This window comes from Kocuria carniphila, from assembly GCF_004136555.1.
Classification (GTDB): domain Bacteria; phylum Actinomycetota; class Actinomycetes; order Actinomycetales; family Micrococcaceae; genus Kocuria; species Kocuria carniphila.
On record NZ_NOIT01000011.1, the window covers coordinates 63,250 to 81,669 of the forward strand.

21 protein-coding genes are annotated in these 18,420 nt (G+C 63.5%); 7 read left to right on the forward strand and 14 right to left on the reverse strand.

The window, feature by feature from the left end; translation table 11 throughout:
* The first annotated feature begins 83 nt into the window (after positions 1–83).
* A complete protein-coding gene (locus EWV37_RS09415) occupies positions 84–647 on the forward strand; it encodes a helix-turn-helix domain-containing protein (RefSeq protein WP_095797073.1) in 564 nt (187 codons plus the stop codon).
* 16 nt (positions 648–663) lie between these two features.
* Here EWV37_RS09415 and EWV37_RS09420 read toward each other — a convergent pair whose 3' ends face one another.
* The 7 genes from EWV37_RS09420 to EWV37_RS09450 form a co-directional block, all read right to left on the reverse strand.
* On the reverse strand, positions 664–1,161 hold the full coding sequence (locus EWV37_RS09420; RefSeq protein ID WP_095797072.1) for a DUF2938 domain-containing protein: 498 nt from the start codon (positions 1,159–1,161) through the stop codon (positions 664–666).
* Positions 1,162–1,335: 174 nt separating this feature from the next.
* Positions 1,336–2,256, reverse strand: coding sequence for a sulfite exporter TauE/SafE family protein (locus EWV37_RS09425; RefSeq protein ID WP_129701270.1), 921 nt, complete (start codon positions 2,254–2,256; stop codon positions 1,336–1,338).
* Positions 2,257–2,476: 220 nt separating this feature from the next.
* Complete coding sequence (locus EWV37_RS09430; RefSeq protein WP_129701272.1) at positions 2,477–4,342, reverse strand: DNA/RNA non-specific endonuclease; 1,866 nt, start codon at positions 4,340–4,342, stop codon at positions 2,477–2,479.
* A gap of 170 nt (positions 4,343–4,512) precedes the next feature.
* The gene (locus EWV37_RS09435) at positions 4,513–6,732 is read right to left on the reverse strand and encodes a catalase (RefSeq protein ID WP_129701274.1); all 2,220 of its coding nucleotides are present in this window, start codon (positions 6,730–6,732) and stop codon (positions 4,513–4,515) included.
* A 73-nt stretch (positions 6,733–6,805) separates the two neighbouring features.
* Positions 6,806–7,465: a hypothetical protein gene (locus tag EWV37_RS09440; protein WP_129701276.1), complete on the reverse strand. Its 660-nt coding sequence runs from the start codon at positions 7,463–7,465 to the stop codon at positions 6,806–6,808.
* 26 nt (positions 7,466–7,491) lie between these two features.
* Positions 7,492–8,241, reverse strand: coding sequence for an alpha/beta fold hydrolase (locus tag EWV37_RS09445; RefSeq protein ID WP_095797066.1), 750 nt, complete (start codon positions 8,239–8,241; stop codon positions 7,492–7,494).
* An 87-nt stretch (positions 8,242–8,328) separates the two neighbouring features.
* On the reverse strand, positions 8,329–9,306 hold the full coding sequence (locus tag EWV37_RS09450) for a GlxA family transcriptional regulator (RefSeq protein WP_129701278.1): 978 nt from the start codon (positions 9,304–9,306) through the stop codon (positions 8,329–8,331).
* Between the two features lie 102 nt (positions 9,307–9,408).
* Here EWV37_RS09450 and EWV37_RS09455 point away from each other — a divergent pair, with 102 nt between their 5' ends.
* A complete protein-coding gene (locus EWV37_RS09455) occupies positions 9,409–10,026 on the forward strand; it encodes a hypothetical protein (RefSeq protein ID WP_129701280.1) in 618 nt (205 codons plus the stop codon).
* A 161-nt stretch (positions 10,027–10,187) separates the two neighbouring features.
* The gene (locus tag EWV37_RS09460; RefSeq protein ID WP_129701282.1) at positions 10,188–10,766 is read left to right on the forward strand and encodes a dihydrofolate reductase family protein; all 579 of its coding nucleotides are present in this window, start codon (positions 10,188–10,190) and stop codon (positions 10,764–10,766) included.
* On the opposite strand, the gene EWV37_RS09465 is transcribed toward EWV37_RS09460, so the two are convergent.
* Positions 10,750–11,481 (reverse strand): helix-turn-helix transcriptional regulator, encoded by a 732-nt coding sequence (locus EWV37_RS09465; RefSeq protein ID WP_165189360.1) that lies wholly within the window; start codon positions 11,479–11,481, stop codon positions 10,750–10,752. The two genes, EWV37_RS09460 and EWV37_RS09465, sit on opposite strands and share 17 nt — an antisense overlap.
* A gap of 219 nt (positions 11,482–11,700) precedes the next feature.
* Between EWV37_RS09465 and EWV37_RS09470 the strand changes: the two genes are divergently transcribed.
* From EWV37_RS09470 to EWV37_RS15495, 4 genes are all read left to right on the forward strand, one after another.
* Positions 11,701–12,282 carry a dihydrofolate reductase family protein gene (locus tag EWV37_RS09470; protein ID WP_129701286.1) on the forward strand — a complete coding sequence of 194 codons (582 nt, stop codon included), beginning with the start codon at positions 11,701–11,703 and terminating at the stop codon, positions 12,280–12,282.
* 160 nt (positions 12,283–12,442) lie between these two features.
* The gene (locus tag EWV37_RS09475) at positions 12,443–13,237 is read left to right on the forward strand and encodes a hypothetical protein (protein WP_129701288.1); all 795 of its coding nucleotides are present in this window, start codon (positions 12,443–12,445) and stop codon (positions 13,235–13,237) included.
* A gap of 31 nt (positions 13,238–13,268) precedes the next feature.
* On the forward strand, positions 13,269–13,763 hold the full coding sequence (locus EWV37_RS09480) for an SRPBCC family protein (protein ID WP_095797059.1): 495 nt from the start codon (positions 13,269–13,271) through the stop codon (positions 13,761–13,763).
* Between the two features lie 167 nt (positions 13,764–13,930).
* Positions 13,931–14,098, forward strand: a complete 168-nt coding sequence (locus EWV37_RS15495) for a hypothetical protein (RefSeq protein ID WP_016995665.1) — start codon at positions 13,931–13,933, stop codon at positions 14,096–14,098.
* Between the two features lie 87 nt (positions 14,099–14,185).
* Here the strand turns inward: EWV37_RS15495 and EWV37_RS09485 are convergent, their stop codons facing one another.
* From EWV37_RS09485 to EWV37_RS09510, 6 genes are all read right to left on the reverse strand, one after another.
* A complete protein-coding gene (locus EWV37_RS09485) occupies positions 14,186–14,443 on the reverse strand; it encodes a type II toxin-antitoxin system RelE family toxin (protein ID WP_016995664.1) in 258 nt (85 codons plus the stop codon).
* Positions 14,440–14,703, reverse strand: a complete 264-nt coding sequence (locus EWV37_RS09490) for a type II toxin-antitoxin system Phd/YefM family antitoxin (protein ID WP_095797058.1) — start codon at positions 14,701–14,703, stop codon at positions 14,440–14,442. Before EWV37_RS09490 ends, EWV37_RS09485 begins: the two co-directional genes overlap by 4 nt.
* Positions 14,704–14,781: 78 nt before the next feature.
* Positions 14,782–15,399 carry a class I SAM-dependent methyltransferase gene (locus EWV37_RS09495; RefSeq protein WP_129701290.1) on the reverse strand — a complete coding sequence of 206 codons (618 nt, stop codon included), beginning with the start codon at positions 15,397–15,399 and terminating at the stop codon, positions 14,782–14,784.
* A 109-nt stretch (positions 15,400–15,508) separates the two neighbouring features.
* Complete coding sequence (locus EWV37_RS09500; protein WP_129701292.1) at positions 15,509–16,069, reverse strand: dihydrofolate reductase family protein; 561 nt, start codon at positions 16,067–16,069, stop codon at positions 15,509–15,511.
* 123 nt (positions 16,070–16,192) lie between these two features.
* Positions 16,193–16,705 (reverse strand): nucleoside deaminase, encoded by a 513-nt coding sequence (locus EWV37_RS09505; protein WP_095797055.1) that lies wholly within the window; start codon positions 16,703–16,705, stop codon positions 16,193–16,195.
* 42 nt (positions 16,706–16,747) lie between these two features.
* Positions 16,748–18,316, reverse strand: a complete 1,569-nt coding sequence (locus EWV37_RS09510; RefSeq protein ID WP_238663194.1) for a nucleobase:cation symporter-2 family protein — start codon at positions 18,314–18,316, stop codon at positions 16,748–16,750.
* Between the last annotated feature and the right edge of the window lie 104 nt (positions 18,317–18,420).

Below are 18,420 nucleotides of genomic sequence, written 5' to 3' on the forward strand. Positions count from 1 at the left end.
GGCGCAGCTGCGAACTGCGGGACCCGGCACGCCTTCATGACGGAGCGATCTGTGGTGAGGTGGGCCTAACGAGAGGGACGCAAATGAACGATGTGCTGAGAGACGTGGGCCCCAGGCTACGAGCCTTCAGGCATGCGAGATCCCTGACCCTCGAGGAAGTGGCTGTTCGAACGGGTATCTCGTCCTCGACCTTGTCTCGGTTGGAATCGGGTGGTCGACGTCCGACCTTGGAACTGCTGTTGCCGCTCTCGCAGTGCTATGAGCTACCGCTCGATGAACTGGTGGGTGCCCCTTCGGTTGGCGATCCCCGGGTTCATCCGCGACCCGTGCGACGAAAAGGGGTGATAGTGGTGCCGTTGACGCACCTTCCCGGGCCCCGGCAGGCACTCAAGATGATCTTGCCTTCCGACCATTCGACACCGGTGACCACTCGACACGAGGGCGTCGAATGGCTGTACGTTCTGTCCGGTCGGCTGCGGCTGATCGTGGGAGACCACGATGTGATTCTGGAACCCGGGCAGGCCGCCGAGTTCGACACGCGTGCTGAACACTGGTTCGGTAGCACTGGTAACGGCCCCGTAGAAATCCTGAGTCTGCTCGGTCGGCACGGGGAGCGGGTGCATTTGGCCGAACCTGCTGGTGAGTGAGCTCTGAGACGACGACTCAGGAACGCAGGTGGCGAAGAATATTGGCCGCGACCCAGATGCCCAGCCCATAGATGGTGTGGGTCCGCAAGCTTCGGGCGCGAGCAATGGTCGGCGTCGGAGTCTTTGCGGCGGCTATGCCGAGTCCGAAAGCCGGCTGCATCACGAACCACGGTGCCACGATGGTTCCTATGCCGGTGATCAAGGCCGGGATAATCGTGGGGCGTTCCAACCAACGTGGGTGCACGGCAACCAACACGAGCACGAACCCGGTTCCAATGCTGTAATGCGCCGCCCAACCCAATAGTCGTTCATACCGAACCGGGACGGCGTCCATGATGGCTGGGTGTCGGAACTGCCCCTCTGACATGTGACCGATCCAGCGTCCGAGCAGGGCGTAGTCCAGAGGTTTCACTCCGCGAGTTCGGCGTAGGACCTCTCCGCCGGAGTCCATGACAACCGTTGCTCCAATGCCTACTGCGACTGCCTGAGCCAATCTACTGGTGTTGATGCGCATGATGACGACTCCTTGATGGATTGCCTGTGGACTTCCATCAGGCCCCAACCACACGGAAGTAGCAATCTTTCTTGCCGAGCCAGCAAGAAAGATGGCTCAGAGGCGTGGCCCTCATACAGCCGCGACTGGCCGAGGGAAGCGTGGTTCCCTCTCAGCCGAGCGGCGTCGTTGGCCTTACTGGTTGACCAGCACCTTCTCCGGCTCGTCGGGGGAGCGCTCGGCCTTGCGGTCGGCCAGCTCGCGGCGAACCACCCACACCATGCCGGCGATCCACAGTGCGGCCAGCGCACCCAGGATCGAGTAATAGGCGCCGGCCCCGGGGAGGACGGACTGCACGGCGTCGAGCCCCAAGAGCGTGCGAACGTTCGTGAAGATGATCAGGCCGCCCGCGGCGATCGCCAGAATGCGCGGGGCGAGCAGGCGCACGAGATACGCGGCGATCGGCGCGGCCAGCACTCCCCCGATCAGCAGTGCGATCACGAAACCGAAATCAATGCCCTGGCTACCCAGTGCCAACAGGAAGCCCGCGGACGCGCCCAGGCTCACCACGAACTCGGACGTATCGATAGAGCCGATGACCTTGCGCGGAGCGATCTTCCCCGAGGCCAACAGCGTGGGGGTACCCACCGGACCCCAACCGCCACCGCCGATCGCGTCCATGAAGCCCGCGACCGTGGCCAGCGGGATCAACAGGAAGCCGGGAACCTTGCCCTTGAAGTCCGGGCGACGGTCCGGGATGGTCAGGAAGCGCCACACCACAAAGATGCCCAGGGCTAGCAGCACCATGGACATCACCGGCGCCGCGGCAGCTCCCGAAAGGGTGAGCACGTGAGCCCCGAAGAACGCTGCGATGCCGCCGGGCACCGCCATGAACCCGACCACGCGCCAGTCGATGTTGCCGAACTTCCAGTGCGATACACCCGAGGCGAGCGTGGTGCCCACCTCAGCCAGGTGTACCGTGGCCGAGACCGAGGCGGGAGCCAAACCCACGGCGAGAAGCAGCGTGGATGAGGTCACGCCGTAGGCCATGCCCAGGGACCCGTCCACGAGCTGCGCCCCGAATCCCACGAGGGCGAGCAAGATGAGTGTTCGCACGGAAGCTCCTGCCGCGAAGAAGATGAGTTGGCTCCATCCAAAACCCCCACGTCAGCTCACTCAATATTTGTTGAGAAGTGCGTCCTCGCATGTAGAACCGTGACAATCACTTGACTTGGACGGCCCCGGGGTGCGTGGTCCGCGCCACAGCCCGTTCGGCGCGGTTTCCTGCCCGGTGCCGACGAATCGACGACGCCGCTCGGTCACCACACGACGTCGGTCACCACACGACGTCGCTGGGGGACTCCACGACCCGCGGTTCCGCCAGCGCCTCGGGAGCCGGCTGCTCCGTGAGCGCGGGAGCAAACTGCACGCCCGTGCGCTCGGTCAACTCATCCAGGGTCAACTGGTAAGTCTTGAACTCTTGCAGGTCCAGTGTCTCCAACCGGTCCAAGTTCTGGGTCAGCAGGAACGCCTTGGTGGTGAGCTGCCCGTCGGTCGTGTAGGCCAGGACCTTCCAGAACTCTCGAGGGACGCGCACGCCGCGGTATTCGCGGTCGTCATCGTGGAACACCGGCCCGCCGAAGACGCTCAGTCGCAGTCGGTCCACTTCGACCTGGTCGTAGACGGTGTCCTCGAGGCGGCCCCACAGGCCGCCGCGTGAGGATTGATTGAAGCTGTTGATCTGCGGGGAAATGTTGGTGAAGTAGAACGAGTCCTCGTTGGCTTGCTGCGCCTCCGCTCGCGGGCCCCAGGTGAGGTCCGCACGGCGCGCGAGGTGCCCGCGGTCCAGGTCGTTGGCCTTGTACACTTCGTCGCCCATCTGGTGCTCGGCATCGATCTGCGGGTCCAGCTGGAATTTGATGGAGCTGCGGGAGAGCTTCTTGAGTGACTCCCCATCGATGTTCCACGCAACCCACCGTGCCAGCCGTCGTGACGCACTCATGGTCAGAGAGAAGTGCGTGTGGTGAACGACCTCGCTACCGTCCTTGACCGGTGCGATGTCATCCGCGAGATCGGCGCTCAGGGTGGGCAGAGCGACCTCGTCCCCCAGGAAACTCGAATCGAAACCATGGCCGGGGGCGGCCGCGGCCTCCGCGCGGACCGTTTCGTACGTGATGGGGCTCAGGCTGATGTCGAGCTTCTCGAAGACCGAGGCCGGGAGGCACGCGATGGCGGATTCCGCGCCGCCGCCGGCGTCACCCGCGAAGTGCAGGCCGGCCATCACACGGGAGGTGCGACCATTGCCGCTGCGGAACATCCACACAGAGCCGGAATCGCCGCCCTCGCTCAGTTCCAACTCCTCGCCGCGGGAGGAGTCGGGGCCGATCTCGAAACCGCCGATGTTCCGTTCGCCGAAACCCTCGCCGTAATCGAGTTTGGTGAGCACGTCCACGCGCCGGACCACGCCGTACGTGACGCCGCTGGTGCGCCCGGATTTGACCACTTTGTCACCGAGCTCGGGATCGCCGATCTCCTCAGGGATCACGTCCAGCTCCAGGATGGTCGGGTCGAAGCGACGATCGGTGAGTGACGTGATGGCGCAGTCACCGGCCGGCCCCAGGTGGGAGCGCACGAGCTCGCCCAGAGCGTTTTGGCCCACGCGGTTGTCGTCAAAGGTGCCCGGCTGAACCGTGCGCGCACCGATCTGGCTACCCGGACCGTGCAACACATGCCAGTTGCTCAGTGCATAAGGAGTGCCGTCCTCGCGGCCGTAGACGATCGCGCCCAGGGTGCCCGCGGATGTGGTCACATTGCTGATGCTCACGCCCGGTACCACCGGATCGTGCCGCCGGGTCCTGATCTTGGGCGCGACCTCCGGCACCAGCACGTAGCTCGGGACGTAGCTGACCTCGAGCACATCGGTGGGCACGGTCAGCTGTTCCACCTCGATGCTGTCCGGGAGGGCATGCGTGCCTTGCCGCGCCAGCTCATCCATCGGCAGTTTGCGATGCACCGTGAACTGCACCGCGATCTGATCGGTGGTCTTACCGTCCACCACCTTGTATCCGACCCCGATCGAACTGACATTGGGGTCCTTCAAATACGCCTGGCCGCGCACCCGAATGAACTCGCGCAGAGTCCTGGTGTCCTTGGCCGAAAGGTTTCCGAGTTTCCGCTCTCCGGCGGGCTGTGAATTCGACATGCAGACACTGTGCCTCCACAGCCTGACAGTCGGGTGACTAGGAGCTTAACGGGACGACGGCGCTCGCGGGATGTCGCACGGTTGTCACCTTCCACGGGCAGAAAGTTGCCGCCCCACTGCATGCGCAGGGAGGCGGCAACTGTCTTCACTAGCTCAGGTCAGGCGGCTGTTTAGGCCAAACGACCCGTGGTCGGGAAGCGGTCCCAGGCGCGGTGCTGGCTGAGCAGTTCCATGATGGTCTTGAAGACCTCCACGGGGTCGCTGCCCGTTTCCACGCCGACGCTGTCATCGAGCTTGAGGGTGGTCAGCACATCGCTGCCCGAACCCCATGCGCCCAGTGCCTTGGCCTGACGCCACACTTCCTGCAGGAGCAGGGCAACGCGGGGGTCGAGACCTTCGGGCCCGGCTGCGGCGGCCTTGGCGTCCAAACCGTGGTGGGCGTCGTCGCCGGGGGCCGCGTTGGAGGCGACCAGAACGGCGTCGAACTCGATGGAACGCGCGGTCAGGTAGGTGCGCTGGGCAACCACGCCGCCCCCGACCTCGCCACCGGTGGGCGCGATGACCAGCGGCACCATGTCCGCCTCGTCCACGGCAATGATGAGGCTCTTGAGCGCGGCCACGTCAACGTCCGGACCCACGACAATGCCGATCTGACGGCCCTCGGTGGGCCAGGTCTTGCCCACCTGGGTGAACGCGGCGGAGGGCTCCACGTCCTTGGCCGGAGCTTCGGTGAGCTCCGGCTCGGGCAGACCGAGCATCGTGGCCACGTTGCGACCCAGGTCCGGATCGATCGCGGCCAAGTGACGGAGCTGGCGCACACGAATGTTCTCGTCCCAGCACTTGCCGAGTTCGAAAGCGTAGGCCTGCGCCGTGTGCTCACGTTCGACTTCGGACAGCGACAGCCAGAACAGGCGCGGGTGGCTGAAGTGATCCTCGAAGGACTGCGGGCGCTTACGTTCTTTGACGGATGCGGCCACCGGCTGCGGGAAGTCAATGAACGGGCGGGCGTCCGCGGGAGTTTCGAACGGGTTACCGCCGTCCAGCGAGTTGGGACGGTAGGGGGCCACGCCGCCGTGCACCGCGGTCTGGTGCATGCCGTCGCGCAGCATGTCGTTGACCGGGGCGTGTGAACGGTTGATGGGCAACTGGTTCCAGTTGGGACCGCCCAGACGGCTGATCTGGGTGTCCAGGTAGGAGAACAAGCGGCCCTGCAGCAGCGGGTCGTTGGTGACGTCGATGCCGGGAACCAGGTTGTTCGGGTTGAACGCGATCTGCTCGGTCTCGGCAAAGAAGTTCGTGGGGTTCTTGTCCAAGGTCATGAGGCCGATCGGCTCCACCGGAGCGAGTTCCTCGGGCACGATCTTGGTGGGATCCAGCAGGTCGATGCCCTGGAAGGTCTGGTCCTCGTTGTCCTCGAACACCTGCACGCCCAGCTCCCATTGCGGGAGGGCACCGGCCTCGATGGCGTCAGCCAGGTCGCGGCGGTGGAAATCCGGGTCCGCGCCGTTGATGAGCTGGGCTTCTTCCCAGGTCACGGAGTGCACGCCCAAGCGCGGCTTCCAGTGGAACTTCACCAGCACGGTTTCCCCGCCCTCGGCAATGAGGCGGAAGGTGTGCACACCGAAGCCCTCCATCATGCGGAAGGAACGCGGAATGCCGCGGTCGGACATGTTCCACAGCGTGTGGTGCTGGGCCTCGGTGTGCAGGGACACGAAATCCCAGAACGTGTCGTGTGCGGACTGAGCCTGGGGGATCTCGCGATCCGGTTGCGGCTTGCCGGCGTGAATGACGTCCGGGAACTTAATGGCGTCCTGGATGAAGAACACGGGCATGTTGTTACCCACCAGGTCCCAGTTGCCCTCGTCCGTGTAGAACTTGGTGGAGAAACCGCGGGTGTCACGGGCCAGGTCGCCCGAGCCTCGGGAGCCGAGAACCGTGGAGAAGCGCACGAAAACCGGAGTTTCCTTGTCCTTGGCGAAGACACCGGCCTGGCTGATCTTGGACGCTGTGCCGTAGCCGCGGAACACTCCGTGGGCGCCGGCGCCGCGAGCGTGCACCACGCGCTCGGGGATGCGCTCGTGGTCGAAGTGGGAGATCTTCTCGCGGAAGTGGTGATCCTGCAGCAGGACCGGGCCGCGGGCTCCGGCCTTCAAGGACTGGTCGGAGTTGGTCAAACGAGCGCCGTGAGCGGTGGTGAGGTACTCACCCTGCTGGGCATTCGCGGTCTTCGGTGCCCCGGTCTTCGCGCCGGTGGGCGTGACCGTCTCCGGGCCGGACTGATCAGCCTTGGGGGGCAACGGCGGGCGGGGAGCCGTGGGTTCTTCAACGGATGCCGGTTCAACGCCGGGGACACCGGGAACCTGCGGAATGTTGTTCTCGTTCGTGGACAAAACAGACCTCCTAGGACTGAAAAGGATCAGTACCTTTTGTCTACCAGGTTCCACCTGAGATTTGGCAGGCTACTTATGAAATTCTCGGATTATTCCCAGGGCGGAAGTCGCCGCGCACGGTGCTCGTCAAGGCCGTGAGGCTCGGTTGCCGTGGCGTTGAACTGAACCCGAAATCCGGTGGCGGCGTCATGTCCGTCATGGCGCCCAGAGGTGCGCCGTCCCAGGTTGCGGTCGACTCGCTCAACCCGTGGAGGTCACTGGCGGAGTACCACTCGAGCCGGTCGTTACCCGCGGTTCCCAGCGTCCGCACGCCGAGCATGATCCGGCGGGCGACGACGTCGCTGGCTCGAGTGAACGTCAACGTCCGGCCGATCGGGGCGGGCACGGCCCGCAGGACATATCCCAGGAGATCCCGCGGACCCACGGTGAAGTCCCAGGCGAGGGGCCCGGCAGCCACGTGCCACATTGAGTTCTGAGCGGTGCCGGTGCGTTGGGCGTGTACGGGCAGGATCCGAACGTCGTCGAACTCGTAGGTGCCGGCCACGAAGTCCGCGACCCATTCGTCCGGGGCGAGCAGTTCACGCCGACCGTCCGGGTGGGCGACCATGACGTCAGCGAACGGGCCGTGGGGTGTGCGGGTCCAGCAGCCGAGGACCAGGCGGGTGCCGCCGGAGGTGCCGGCTCCGGCAATGTGGCCGTGAAAACGGTGGCGGGTGGAGCGGATATGGGTCATGGGGCCAGCGTAGGGGCAGCGGGTGGTCAGTCGAGCGACTCGACGAGCTCGGTGATCAGCTCGATGACGTCCCGGGGGCGTTCTAGCATGGGCCAATGCCCGGAGTCCATGATGCGGATGTCCCACGTGGCCGCGTCCGGTGTTCGCAGGACGGCCGGGATGTTGGTCGCCGCAGAGGCTACGAACAGCGCTTTCTGCTGGGTGACGGGATGGTCCAGGCGGGCGGGGTCGAGCACGGTGTGTCCGGGGTGCGGGGTGAACCGTTCCAGGAGGAACTCTCGGTCCTGCGGAATGAGCCCCGGTTCGAGCTCCAGCGCTTGCCGGGGCGGCGGTGCCCAGTGGAAGGGGTAACCGGTGCCGTTCTCGATGTCGGATCGTTCCCGGGCGCGCTCGGCCGGGTCCGAACCCCAGTCGTCGATCAGGCTGCGCCCGTTGACCGGTAGGAAACTGTCGAAATGAATGGACGAGATCACGCGGTCCGGCAGGCGGTCAGCCACGTGGCCGACAACTATCCCGGAATAGGAATGGCCCACCAGAACCACTGACTGGTCCGGCCATTCGAGAATCACATTGGCGACCTGGGTGACATGTTTTTCGAGCCGAACGGAGCCGACATGGTGAGCCACGGCCCCGGGTTCCAGGCCATCCAGAGTGAGGGACGCTGCCTCCAACCCTTGGGCACGGAGTTGGTCGACCGTGGGCTCCCAGATCCACCCGCCCATCCAGGCTCCGGGGATCAGGAGAATACGGGGTGCGGAGTTGTTGTGGGTGCTCATGTTTGAAGATTAGATCCGTGAATCAGGTGACCGGGCGGTAGCCAGTCGGTCCGTCCACATTCCTGGGGCACATGTCCAACCGGCCCATCAGTGTTCGGCTAGCGGTCGTCCGACACGGTCCCGATACGCACTGGGTGAGGTGTCGTACTGACTCACGAAACTCTGGCGCAGGGCTTCCACGGACCCGAAACCGCAACGGCGTGCGATCTCGGAGATGGGTAAGGCGCTGGTGTCGAGGAGTCTCGCGGCGGCGTCGTTGCGTATCCGGCGCACAAAACGCGCCGGTGAATCGCCCAGGTGCGCATCGAAAAGGCGCGCAAGGTGCCGTGGGCTCATGCCCACGTGATCGGCGACGGCCGTGATGGTCAGATCCTCGTCCAGGTGGGTGGTGATGAAGGCGACCGCCGCGTGGACGATCTCGCTGCCCTCACCGGACGTGGCCGTGAACATGCTCATTTGTGCTTGATTGCCCGGCCGCTGCAGATAGGTCACCAGGTCACGGGCGACCTGACTCGCGAGACCGACACCGTGGTCCTCCTCGATGAAGGCCAGCGTCAGATCCAGCGCGCTGGTGACCCCGGCGGCGGTTGCCACTGAGCCGTCGCGAATGAAGATGGGATCGGGGTCCACCGTGACCTGCGGGTATTTGCGCACCAGGTCGGCGGCGAATCGCCAATGCGTGGTGGCTCGCTTGCCGTCCAAAAGACCGGCCGCGGCCAGAACGGTGGCACCCGTGCACACTGAGGCGACCCGGCGGCTCGAATCAGCCAACCTCCGGACGTGCCGCAGCAACGGTTCACTGTCGGCGGCGCGCAAATGCCCCACGCCGCCGGCCACGATCAAAGTATCGAGTGGGCCCAGCAGATGCTCGACGGCGCCGTGCGCTTGCAAGGTCAGGCCGGTATCGCACCTGATGGGCGCCCCGTGAAGACTGACAACCTGCACCTGGTACGGATTGCTGGGCCGGCCGATGAGATTGGCCAGGTACAACGGCGTGGTGATGCAGGCGACGTCCAGAAGTTCGGTGTGGTCGTAGGTGATCACTGCTGTCTTACGATCGGCCATCAGATTCCCCCGTCCGAAGCCGTAGGACGAGTATCCCAGGATTCCGGACCGGATATAAGAGCTACCGGCCGGTCACCGTCCGCACGCTCCTAACCTCCAAGCATGAACACGCATACCGTTACCGCTCGTACCGATCGGCGTTCCGATACGCTGACGGCGCCCTGGCCAGTTCAGCTGGCACGGACTGTTGTTAGGCGCTGGCCTTTGCTGTTGGGCGTGGCTTTCGCGGTCTTCAACTTGGTGACCGACGACAACTCCAACGCGCTCGGCGCACTCATGGTGCTGCTGGTGGCGACCACGGCCTATGTGGTCATCGCGGCCCTCGACAAGCCCAGTTGGTCCTGGTCGGTCCTGGGAGTTCTCGTGGTTGTTGTCGTCGCTCTTCGATTGCTGTCCGACAACTTGGCCCTCGAAATGGGGGTGTTCGCCTTGGTGATTGTTGGCTCCATCATTGCGGGGTTGATCCGAGGCCTGTGGAAACGGTCGGGGGCCTACCGCTGGCAGCCGTTTGCCGCCGTCGGATTTCTTGCCGTGGGATTGATTGCGCTGTGGCTTGACCCTGTTGGCGGTCGCGTACTCGTGGGTGTCGGGCTGATCGGCCACGCCATCTGGGATGTGGTCCATTGGCGGCGCCACGCGGTCGTATCGCGGTCCCTGGCCGAATGGTGCGCTGCTCTGGATCTGACCCTCGGGGCCGGAATCCTGCTGATGCTCGCGTGAGCGGGCATCCATTGTTCTGAGGAGAACATCATGATGTCACCCGTCACCACCGACCTCGCCCTCATGGATCACCGTGAGCGGCTGATCACCGCGGAACGTATTCGCCAAGTCCGGATTGCCCGGGCCCTCCGCCTCAGCCACAAGAACCACAAGGAATCGTCATGGGAAAGATCGTCGTCAGCAGCCTCGTCAGCTTGGACGGGTACACCGAAGGACCCGGCGGAGACGTAATGGCCATGCCCATGGACATGGCCTTCGGCAACCAGAACGCCGAGCGGATGGCCGCGGCCAGCTCGCTCCTGTTCGGAGCCACCACCTTCCATGGCATGGTCAGTTACTGGCCTCATCAGGTCAACAATCTCGACGCAGGCGAAGACGACCGGTTCATTGCCCGACGATATGCGGACGGCATTCCGATCACGGTTGTTTCCGATTCGCTGACTCCGGAAGAGACCGAGCCTTATCGCGAGCAGACGACCATTGTTCCTCGGTCGGGTCTCGCTCAGCGGGTTGCTGAGCTGCGGCAGCAAGAGGGTGAGGCGCTCGTCTTCGGCAGCCGAACCTTGTGGACGGAACTCATGGCGCAGGGGTTCGTGGACGTCCTGTACTTGATGGTCGGTCCCAAGATCGTAGCCGGAGACCACCGCATTCTTGAGGGCGTTCCCGAAACCGACGCGCACCTGATGGACGCTCGACGGTTGCCGGATTCGGAGATCGTGCTGCTCACCTATGGTTTCTAAGCGCATATCCGAAGTCACCGGGTTGCACCCCGAGGGCGGTGAAGGCCGTGGGGCGCCGAGACGTGGACAACGACAGTGGCGTTTCCCCTGAAAATTGCAATACCTCGCGGCACAAATGACTTTGATCCGATAGTCCGTGACGCTGTGCGACGTCACTGAGTTGCCAGGCGCCAAGCTCCGCGTGAATGTGTTCGAAGCGGATCAACCGTGCTACCTCCTTGAGAGAAACACCGGTTACTGCTTTGAATAACTGACCGAGATGGCGCACGCTCCAGCCCGAGCGTTGCGCAAGTTCGCCCACTCGAACCTGCCCGCCAGAGAGCTGGAGTTCATTCCAGGCCCACGTCACCAACGGGGCGGCAGCGAACCCGATCCCAGCGTGGCGGACGAGTTCACGATCTACCGCCGCGAACCGTTGTGGCCAGTTAGTAAAGTCTGTCATTCTGTCGGCCAAGTCGTGAGCCCACTGCGGAACGAGTTCATCAGCAGAGGCCACTATCCTCGCTGTTTCGGTGCCCGGAATGCCTAGCAGCTGATAAGCACCCATCGGAGACAGGTAGATCTGAATTGACGTGTGGCGGCCAAAAAATACCGTCTGCACCGGGGCAGTGCTGAGCCCCGCCAAAAACGTGCGGTGAGCGACGTCGGCATCTAAACCCGCGTGCAATGGGCGGATATGCAGTGGCGAAGTGAGCGAGATTTCGAGAATCAACAAGCTGCTGGCTGGTTGTATCCGTGCACGCCCGCCAGGGGGAGCTACGTCGTCGTGTCCCACGATGCCCACAATCACCCCGCGAAGTGAGGGCGGAACCTGATGTCGGACGATCGTGGGTTGGTCCACGTTCATGCCCGCCTACTTTCCGTGCCGATTTATGCAATACCACGGGGGAGGCGCGTTCCTACCGTGGAAGTACAACGACGAAAGGATGCTGTCATGGGCAATCTGATGTTAATTGAGTTTCTAACGGTCGACGGGGTCATGCAAGGCCTCGGCTCTCCGCAGGAAGACACGGAGGGTGGCTTCACCCACGGGGGATGGGGTGCTCCGTTCGCCGAGAGCATCCATCAGGTCGTGGCACCCTCAGGCTTGGGCAATACGTCCAGCTATCTGTTCGGTCGTAAGACCTACGAGAAAATGGCTGCCTTCTGGCCGTTCCAACCGGACGACAATCCGATGGCCGCTCACCTGAACGCGACGCCCAAGTACGTGGCCTCCCGCACCCTTCATGACGTTGCGTGGGCCGGTACAACCGTTCTGTCGTCCGATTTCAGCGCTGCCGTACGGGAACTCAAGGAAACGGAAGCCGGAGAGATCGCTGTGTTGGGGAGCGGGAATCTCTGTCGTCAGTTGTTGGCCGAGAACCTGGTCGACGAGCTGCGCCTCTTCATCCATCCCCTCCTGCTGGGAGCCGGCAAGCGCCTGTTCGGCGAGCTCCCAATGCCCAAGAACCTTGAACTGAAGTCCGTGGCCCAGACCGATCTGGGAACCGTTGCGCTGGTTTACGGGGTTCAGTGAGTTGCTTCGACACTGAGTGATGAAGGTGCTCGCGGCGTTGTTTCGGTCGCTCAGCAGAACCACCCATTGTCGAATTAGACCGTGAGGTCTAAAATTTGACCAAGCGGTCAGTTCCGTTCAGAAAGGGCCGACCCCGCGCATCCGTTAGGAATGATCCGTGATGAGTTCACTTTCCGATTCACCGCAATATCTCATTGGTCCTCAGCTGTATCCCGCCTTCGTCAGACTCGCGCGTTGGATGCTTCCCATGGTGCTGGTTGTTGCGGCGGTGGTGAACGCCGCGGTGTACCTGGCTGTTGAGCCCACACCCGTGATCGGCGAATTGATCGCGGTCGCGGCGGCGAAGGCCGTCATGGCGGCCCTACTCACCGTGGCGATCTTGGCGGCACTGTTCGCGATTCTTGAGCGAGTGCTATCACCGGAGCAGCTGGCCCGGATCGCACCAGTGGAGTCGTCCAAGGTTCGAGGCGACCACAGTCGTGGTGTATTTCTACACACCACGCATCCCGGACTCACCGAGACTGTCGGGTCATTGGTTTTCATCGTGTTCCTCGCGCTCATCCCGGTGATACCCACGTCTTTCGTTTACGCGGGTCAGCTCAATGACGGCGGCAGCTTCGTCAACCCTGACCTCTGGAACGTCTGGCTACCGGTGTACTACGGCTTCCTCGTGGTCTTCGCCGCTGCAGAAGTATGGAAACTTCGAGCGCGGAAATCGACCACGGCCATGCGAGTCGTGAACCTCGTAGCGACCTTCGTCTTCGCCGCGTTCCTCACCGCCGCTGTCCTCACCATGGACATTGTGGATCCAGTCATTCTCGACGACGCCGCCTGGTCACGTTCCTCGTGGGCGGACCCCGCGTTGGTGGTCGTGATCTGGGCCGTCACGTTGTGGAGCGTGATCACTGCAGTCCGTACCCGGGGAGTCTCCGACAAGCGGCTAAGTCTGAGGTGAGGAGATCGACGGGCTCGGATAGCATCGGCTCATGGCCGAGGATCCCGAGAAGCAGTGGCAACACAGCGATTCCATCGACATTGTCGTGGAGCCAGAGGTGCTCTACGACATGGTGACCAACCCCAAGCGAATTGGGGAGTGGTCACCCATTTGTCGCGGCGGGGAGTGGAAAAACAGCGGTACCGGCAAAGTGGGAGATGTGTTCACCGGTCGCAACGTGGTCGGTGACGTCGAATGGACCACGATCTCCGAAGTTCTCGTGGCCGATCACCCGCGTGAATTCGCTTGGCTTGTGGCGCCTGACCTCGGTGGTGTGGCTCGGTGGAGCTACATCATTGAACCCACCGATAACGGCTCCCGTCTGACCGAGACCTGGCACGTACTCCCTACGGGGCGTGAATGGTTGCGAAAGAACAGGGGCGAGGATGCGCCCGATAAGCGTCGCGAAGCCGCTCGTCGGGGCATCCCGGAAACACTGGCCGCGATCAAGCGAGTTGCTGAGAATGAGGCGGCAAACGGCTGCTGAACGGCTGTCTCAATGGGGGTGCTGCTCCTAGCTCAAATCAACCCATGCGGGTGATTGACAGGCCACTTAGTGCCGGGGGAAGCTCGGGGGACAAGGGCTTTTGCGGGCCGGCACCCCATCTGTCGGTCGTTGCCGCAGAGGTTTGAGGACACGCGAAGGAGCACCCCATGCAGTCGCAGAACAACGGTAAACCCGGCGAAGACTCGATCAAGATGAGCGCCGAAGAAGAGCGCGAAGAACTGAGCAGCCGCACCGAAGCCGACGCCGAACCCGCCGATGAGGGTGTTGGTGCCATGACCGACAACAAGGACGAAGACCCGGCCACGGAGAACTGACAACGGCTGGCCCTGCTACGGTCCCGTCATGACCAACGTTTTGGTACTTGGCGGGACCGGCTTTTTGGGCGCGCATCTTGTAGGAGGCTAGCGATAGATCTCTCGCCTGTGTCCCGCGGCCAAGACCAGGACCATCAAGACTCCGTCATCGATCTCGTAGATAACGCGGTAATTGCCCGTGCGTACCCGCCACTCTCCTTTGCCGCCCACGAGCTTTTTAGCGCCGTGAGGTCGGGGATTATCGGCCAAAAGTTCAATTGCGGCCTGAATTCGTAACCGTGCGGGCTTGTCGAGTTTCCTGATCTGGCGCAACGCTGCCGGTGCTAGTTCAATCCGGTAGGTCATGAAAGGCCAAGATCAGATTTGACCTGGTCCCATGGGATGGCATCCTCGCCGTCATCCATTTCCTTCCGGGCAGCCTGGGCAGCCTGAATGTCTGCCAGGTCCTCGGCTGCTGACATAAGTTTCTCTAAGTCGCCAGCATCCACAACTGCGGCAATGCGGTGTCCGCGCCGTGTTAGGAAGACGGGTTTGTGGCCAACTCGTGCGGTGTCCACTACGTCGGCTAGTCGGGCCCGAGCGTCACTTACGGTCATGTCACTCATGCACTCAGAATACAGGCATTCTTGACGCTTTTGTACAAAACCGCGGTTATAGCGTGAAGGTCTGAGTGCGGCCGTAAATTACATCGGTCTTCGCATCACAATCACCCGGTCCTGAGAATGGTGGGCTCCGGCACCACCGGAGACACGGCGCTCGCGGACTTCGTCCACCAGGAAATCCCAGCCAGCGTGCGCAAAGTACTGGGCAATGTCCCCCGGCATGACATAGTCCGCTGGGTCGAATCCGTGAGGGCCGTCGTCCATGACGTGATGGACGAACATGAGCAGTCCGCCGGGCTTCACGGCCTGGGCGAAGTGCAGTTCTACCTCATGGTCGCCGACCTTGGGGATGGCCGGGTACTGGGCGGACACCAGATCAAAATCGATAAACGGCGCGTCAAGGAAACCCTGAACCAACCATCTGACCCCCACTCCGGCGGCATCCGCAGCGGTGCGGGCACGCTCCACGGCAACGGTGGAAACGTCCACACCCGTGACGGACCAACCCCGTTGAGCGAGCCACACGGCATCCGCGCCCTCACCGCAGCCGACGTCCAATGCGGATCCGGGCGTGAGCGATGAAGCCTCGGCCACCAGTGCGCCGTTCGGGTTGCCACTCCAGATGTGCTCGGTGTCGTAGCGGGCATCCCACTCTTGGGCGGTGACGGGTGCCTTGTGCTCCGGGTGTTCGTGCGTCATGGCTTCAGGGTGACACGACTAGAAGCTTATTGCGAACGATTCCGCGTAGGGCGAGCGGCAGAGACGGGTCGGCAGCGCCTACCAGCACACGACCGCCGGCAAAGATGCCCTATGCGCTGGGACTCGGGTTCACGACGTCGTAGGTAATCTCCACGAACTGGCCGACCGTCCGCGCGCCCTTGAGGGTCAAGCGGTCGGGATACACAGTGCGCGGAAGTAACGGCTTTCCGCTGGCAAGGAACGCGGGCGCGAGCGTCATGATGATGCGGTCGAGAGCACCGGCATCCAGGAACTGGCCGACCAGGTCGCCACCGCCCATGACCCACACGACGCCCTCGCCAGCGGTTTCCGTGATCGTGGGAAGCGCGTCGGGAACGGAGGTGTTCAAGAACCGGACATCCACGCCGGGCGGCACGGGAAGGTCCCGGCTCGTGAACACGTAGCTGGGCCGGTCGCCGAAGAATCCGGTCCACTTCTCCGGGTGCTCGAGCATGTTCTCGGTGTTGAGCAACCATTCATAGGTTGACGAACCCATCACGAACACGGAGACGGTCTGGGTGAAGGGCTCCATATCCGGTGCCTCGCTCTTGACCTGGAACAGCCATTCGAGTGAGTTGTTGGGATCGGCCAGGAAGCCGTTGGCCGTGGTGGCTGTGTTGAAGATGAACATGGGACCAAACCTCCGAAAGGAGCGGTGTGTGGGCCTTTAGTGTGCGCCCATGCTCAGACACGCATAACCCCCGCCGGGCGCCCGCCGGAGACGCACCCCTCGCGGTCCAGTGACAGAAATGGGTCAGTACTCGGCGCGCTCCGCGTTGGCCGCCCAGGATTCGAAGGGCGCCTTCCGGCTGTCCACGGCAACGTGGCGGACCGGGACCAGCTTGTCTCGCTCCTCCGGGGTGGCCGTGAAGAACTCGTAGAACACGGCGTCGTCGAAACCGCCGTCGGCGGCGTCGTACCGATCGGCCGCGAAGTAGACCGCGTCCAGGCGCGCCCATAGGGAGGACGAGAGGCACATGGGGCACGGTTCGCAACTGGTGTAGAGCACAGCGCCGGTCAGGTCATGCGTGCCCAGGGCCTTACAGGTTGCGCGGATGGCCGACACCTCTGCGTGGGCCGTTGGGTCGTGATCTGCGGTGACGCGGTTGACCGCAACGAACTCCTGGCCGTCGGCCGTGACGACCACCGCTCCGAATGGGCCGCCATCCACGGATGCGTTCTGGGCGGCCGCCTCAATGGCGGTTTGCAGGTGCTTCTGGACGTCGGCGTCGGAGGGCGTCTTTGCCGTCGCGGAATCGGTTGTCATGGTGTTTTCTTCCTGTTGTTTCGGGTGAGGATGGCGGGAAAATCAGAGGCCGTCGCGCTTGTACACGCGGTGTATTTGGCCGGTGTCGGTGAGCTCGCCAGTCTCCACGCGGCGTCGGGCTTCGTCCACCAGATGGTCATCGACCACGGCGATCTCCTGGCCGTCCGCGCCGATCAGGCGCCCGTTGACCAAGGTGTCGCCTTCTTGCAGGCCCTGAAGTATGGACTTGGGGAACACGCGCGGTGGGTATGCGGCGAGCTCGGACGAGCCGGGGCGCGATCCAAACCTGAGCTCGTTGAACAGGATGTTGAGCAGCACGGCGGTGAGCGCGGCCGCGCTGATGCCCGACCCCAGAACTACCTGGACCCAGGACGGGAACTGGTCGTAGAAGGTCGGCGAGACTACGGGGATCAGACCCATGGCCATCGAGACGGCCACGACGATCAGGTTGAGACCCGACCGGTAATCGACGCCCGCCAGGGTTCGGATTCCCGACGCCGCCACGGTCCCGAACAGCACGATGCCCGCACCTCCCAGCACGGGAGAGGGCACTGCCGCGACCACGCGACCGAGCACCGGGAGCAGCCCCAGCACCACCATGATCACGCCGGCCCCGGCCACCACGAAGCGGCTGCGAATGCCAGTGATCGCCACCAAGCCCACGTTCTGAGCGAAGGCGGTCTGGGTGAACGTGTTGAACAGCGGAGCCACTGTGGAGGAGAGCATGTCAGCGCGCAACCCGTTGGCGATGCGCTTGGAGTCCACTCCAGTTTCGGCGATTTCACCTACGGCCACGATGTCCGCTGTGGTCTCGGTCATCGTCACGATGATCACGATGAACATGCCCAGGATGGCCGAGGCCACGAACAGCGGCGTGCCGAACTCGAAGGGGGTGGGGAAGCCGATCACGGGACCTTCGCCCACACCGGAGAAGTTGGCGCGACCCAACAGGGCTGCCGCGATCGTGCCGATCACGATGGCCAGCAGGATGGACAAGCGTGAGATCGCGGCCGAACCCACCTTGGAGAGCAACAGGACCATGAGGAGAGTGAAGGCGGCCAGCCCGATGTTGGCCACTGACCCGTGGGCCGGATCGCCCTCGGGACCCAGGGACCAGCCCGCGGCCACTGGCATCAGCGTCACGCCAATGGTCGTGATGACCACCCCGGAGACGACCGGTGGGAAGAACCGAATGATCTTCGCGAAGAACGGCGCCAGGATGAAACCGAGCGCGGAGGCAACTAGCACTGCTCCGAAGATGACGCGGAGGCCTTCCTCGCCGGGTGTTCCCTGCAGGATGGTCAGCATGGTGGCCACGCCAGCGAAAGACACGCCCTGCACGAGTGGCAACTGGGCGCCTAAGAAGGGAACACCGATGCTCTGCAGGATGGTGGCAAGGCCACCAATGAAGAGTGCGGCGGCAACCAGGATGCCGGTCTCGGTCGCGTCCAGTCCGGCGGCGGTTCCGATGATCAGCGGCACGGCAATCACGCCGCCGTACATGGTCAGGACGTGTTGCAGGCCGTAGGCCAAGGATCGCCCGACACCCAGGTACTCGTCCTCGGGGCGTTGCGGTGTGGTGGCGTCGACTGACGCGGGGCGCTTTTTCACGATGCTCTCCGGATCACGGGTTTTGTCTTGTCGGTGCTGAGGCAGCCCGCAAAGCGCACGAGACCCGGAATACACGGGCCCATGTACTCGCCTTGCAGCTCGCG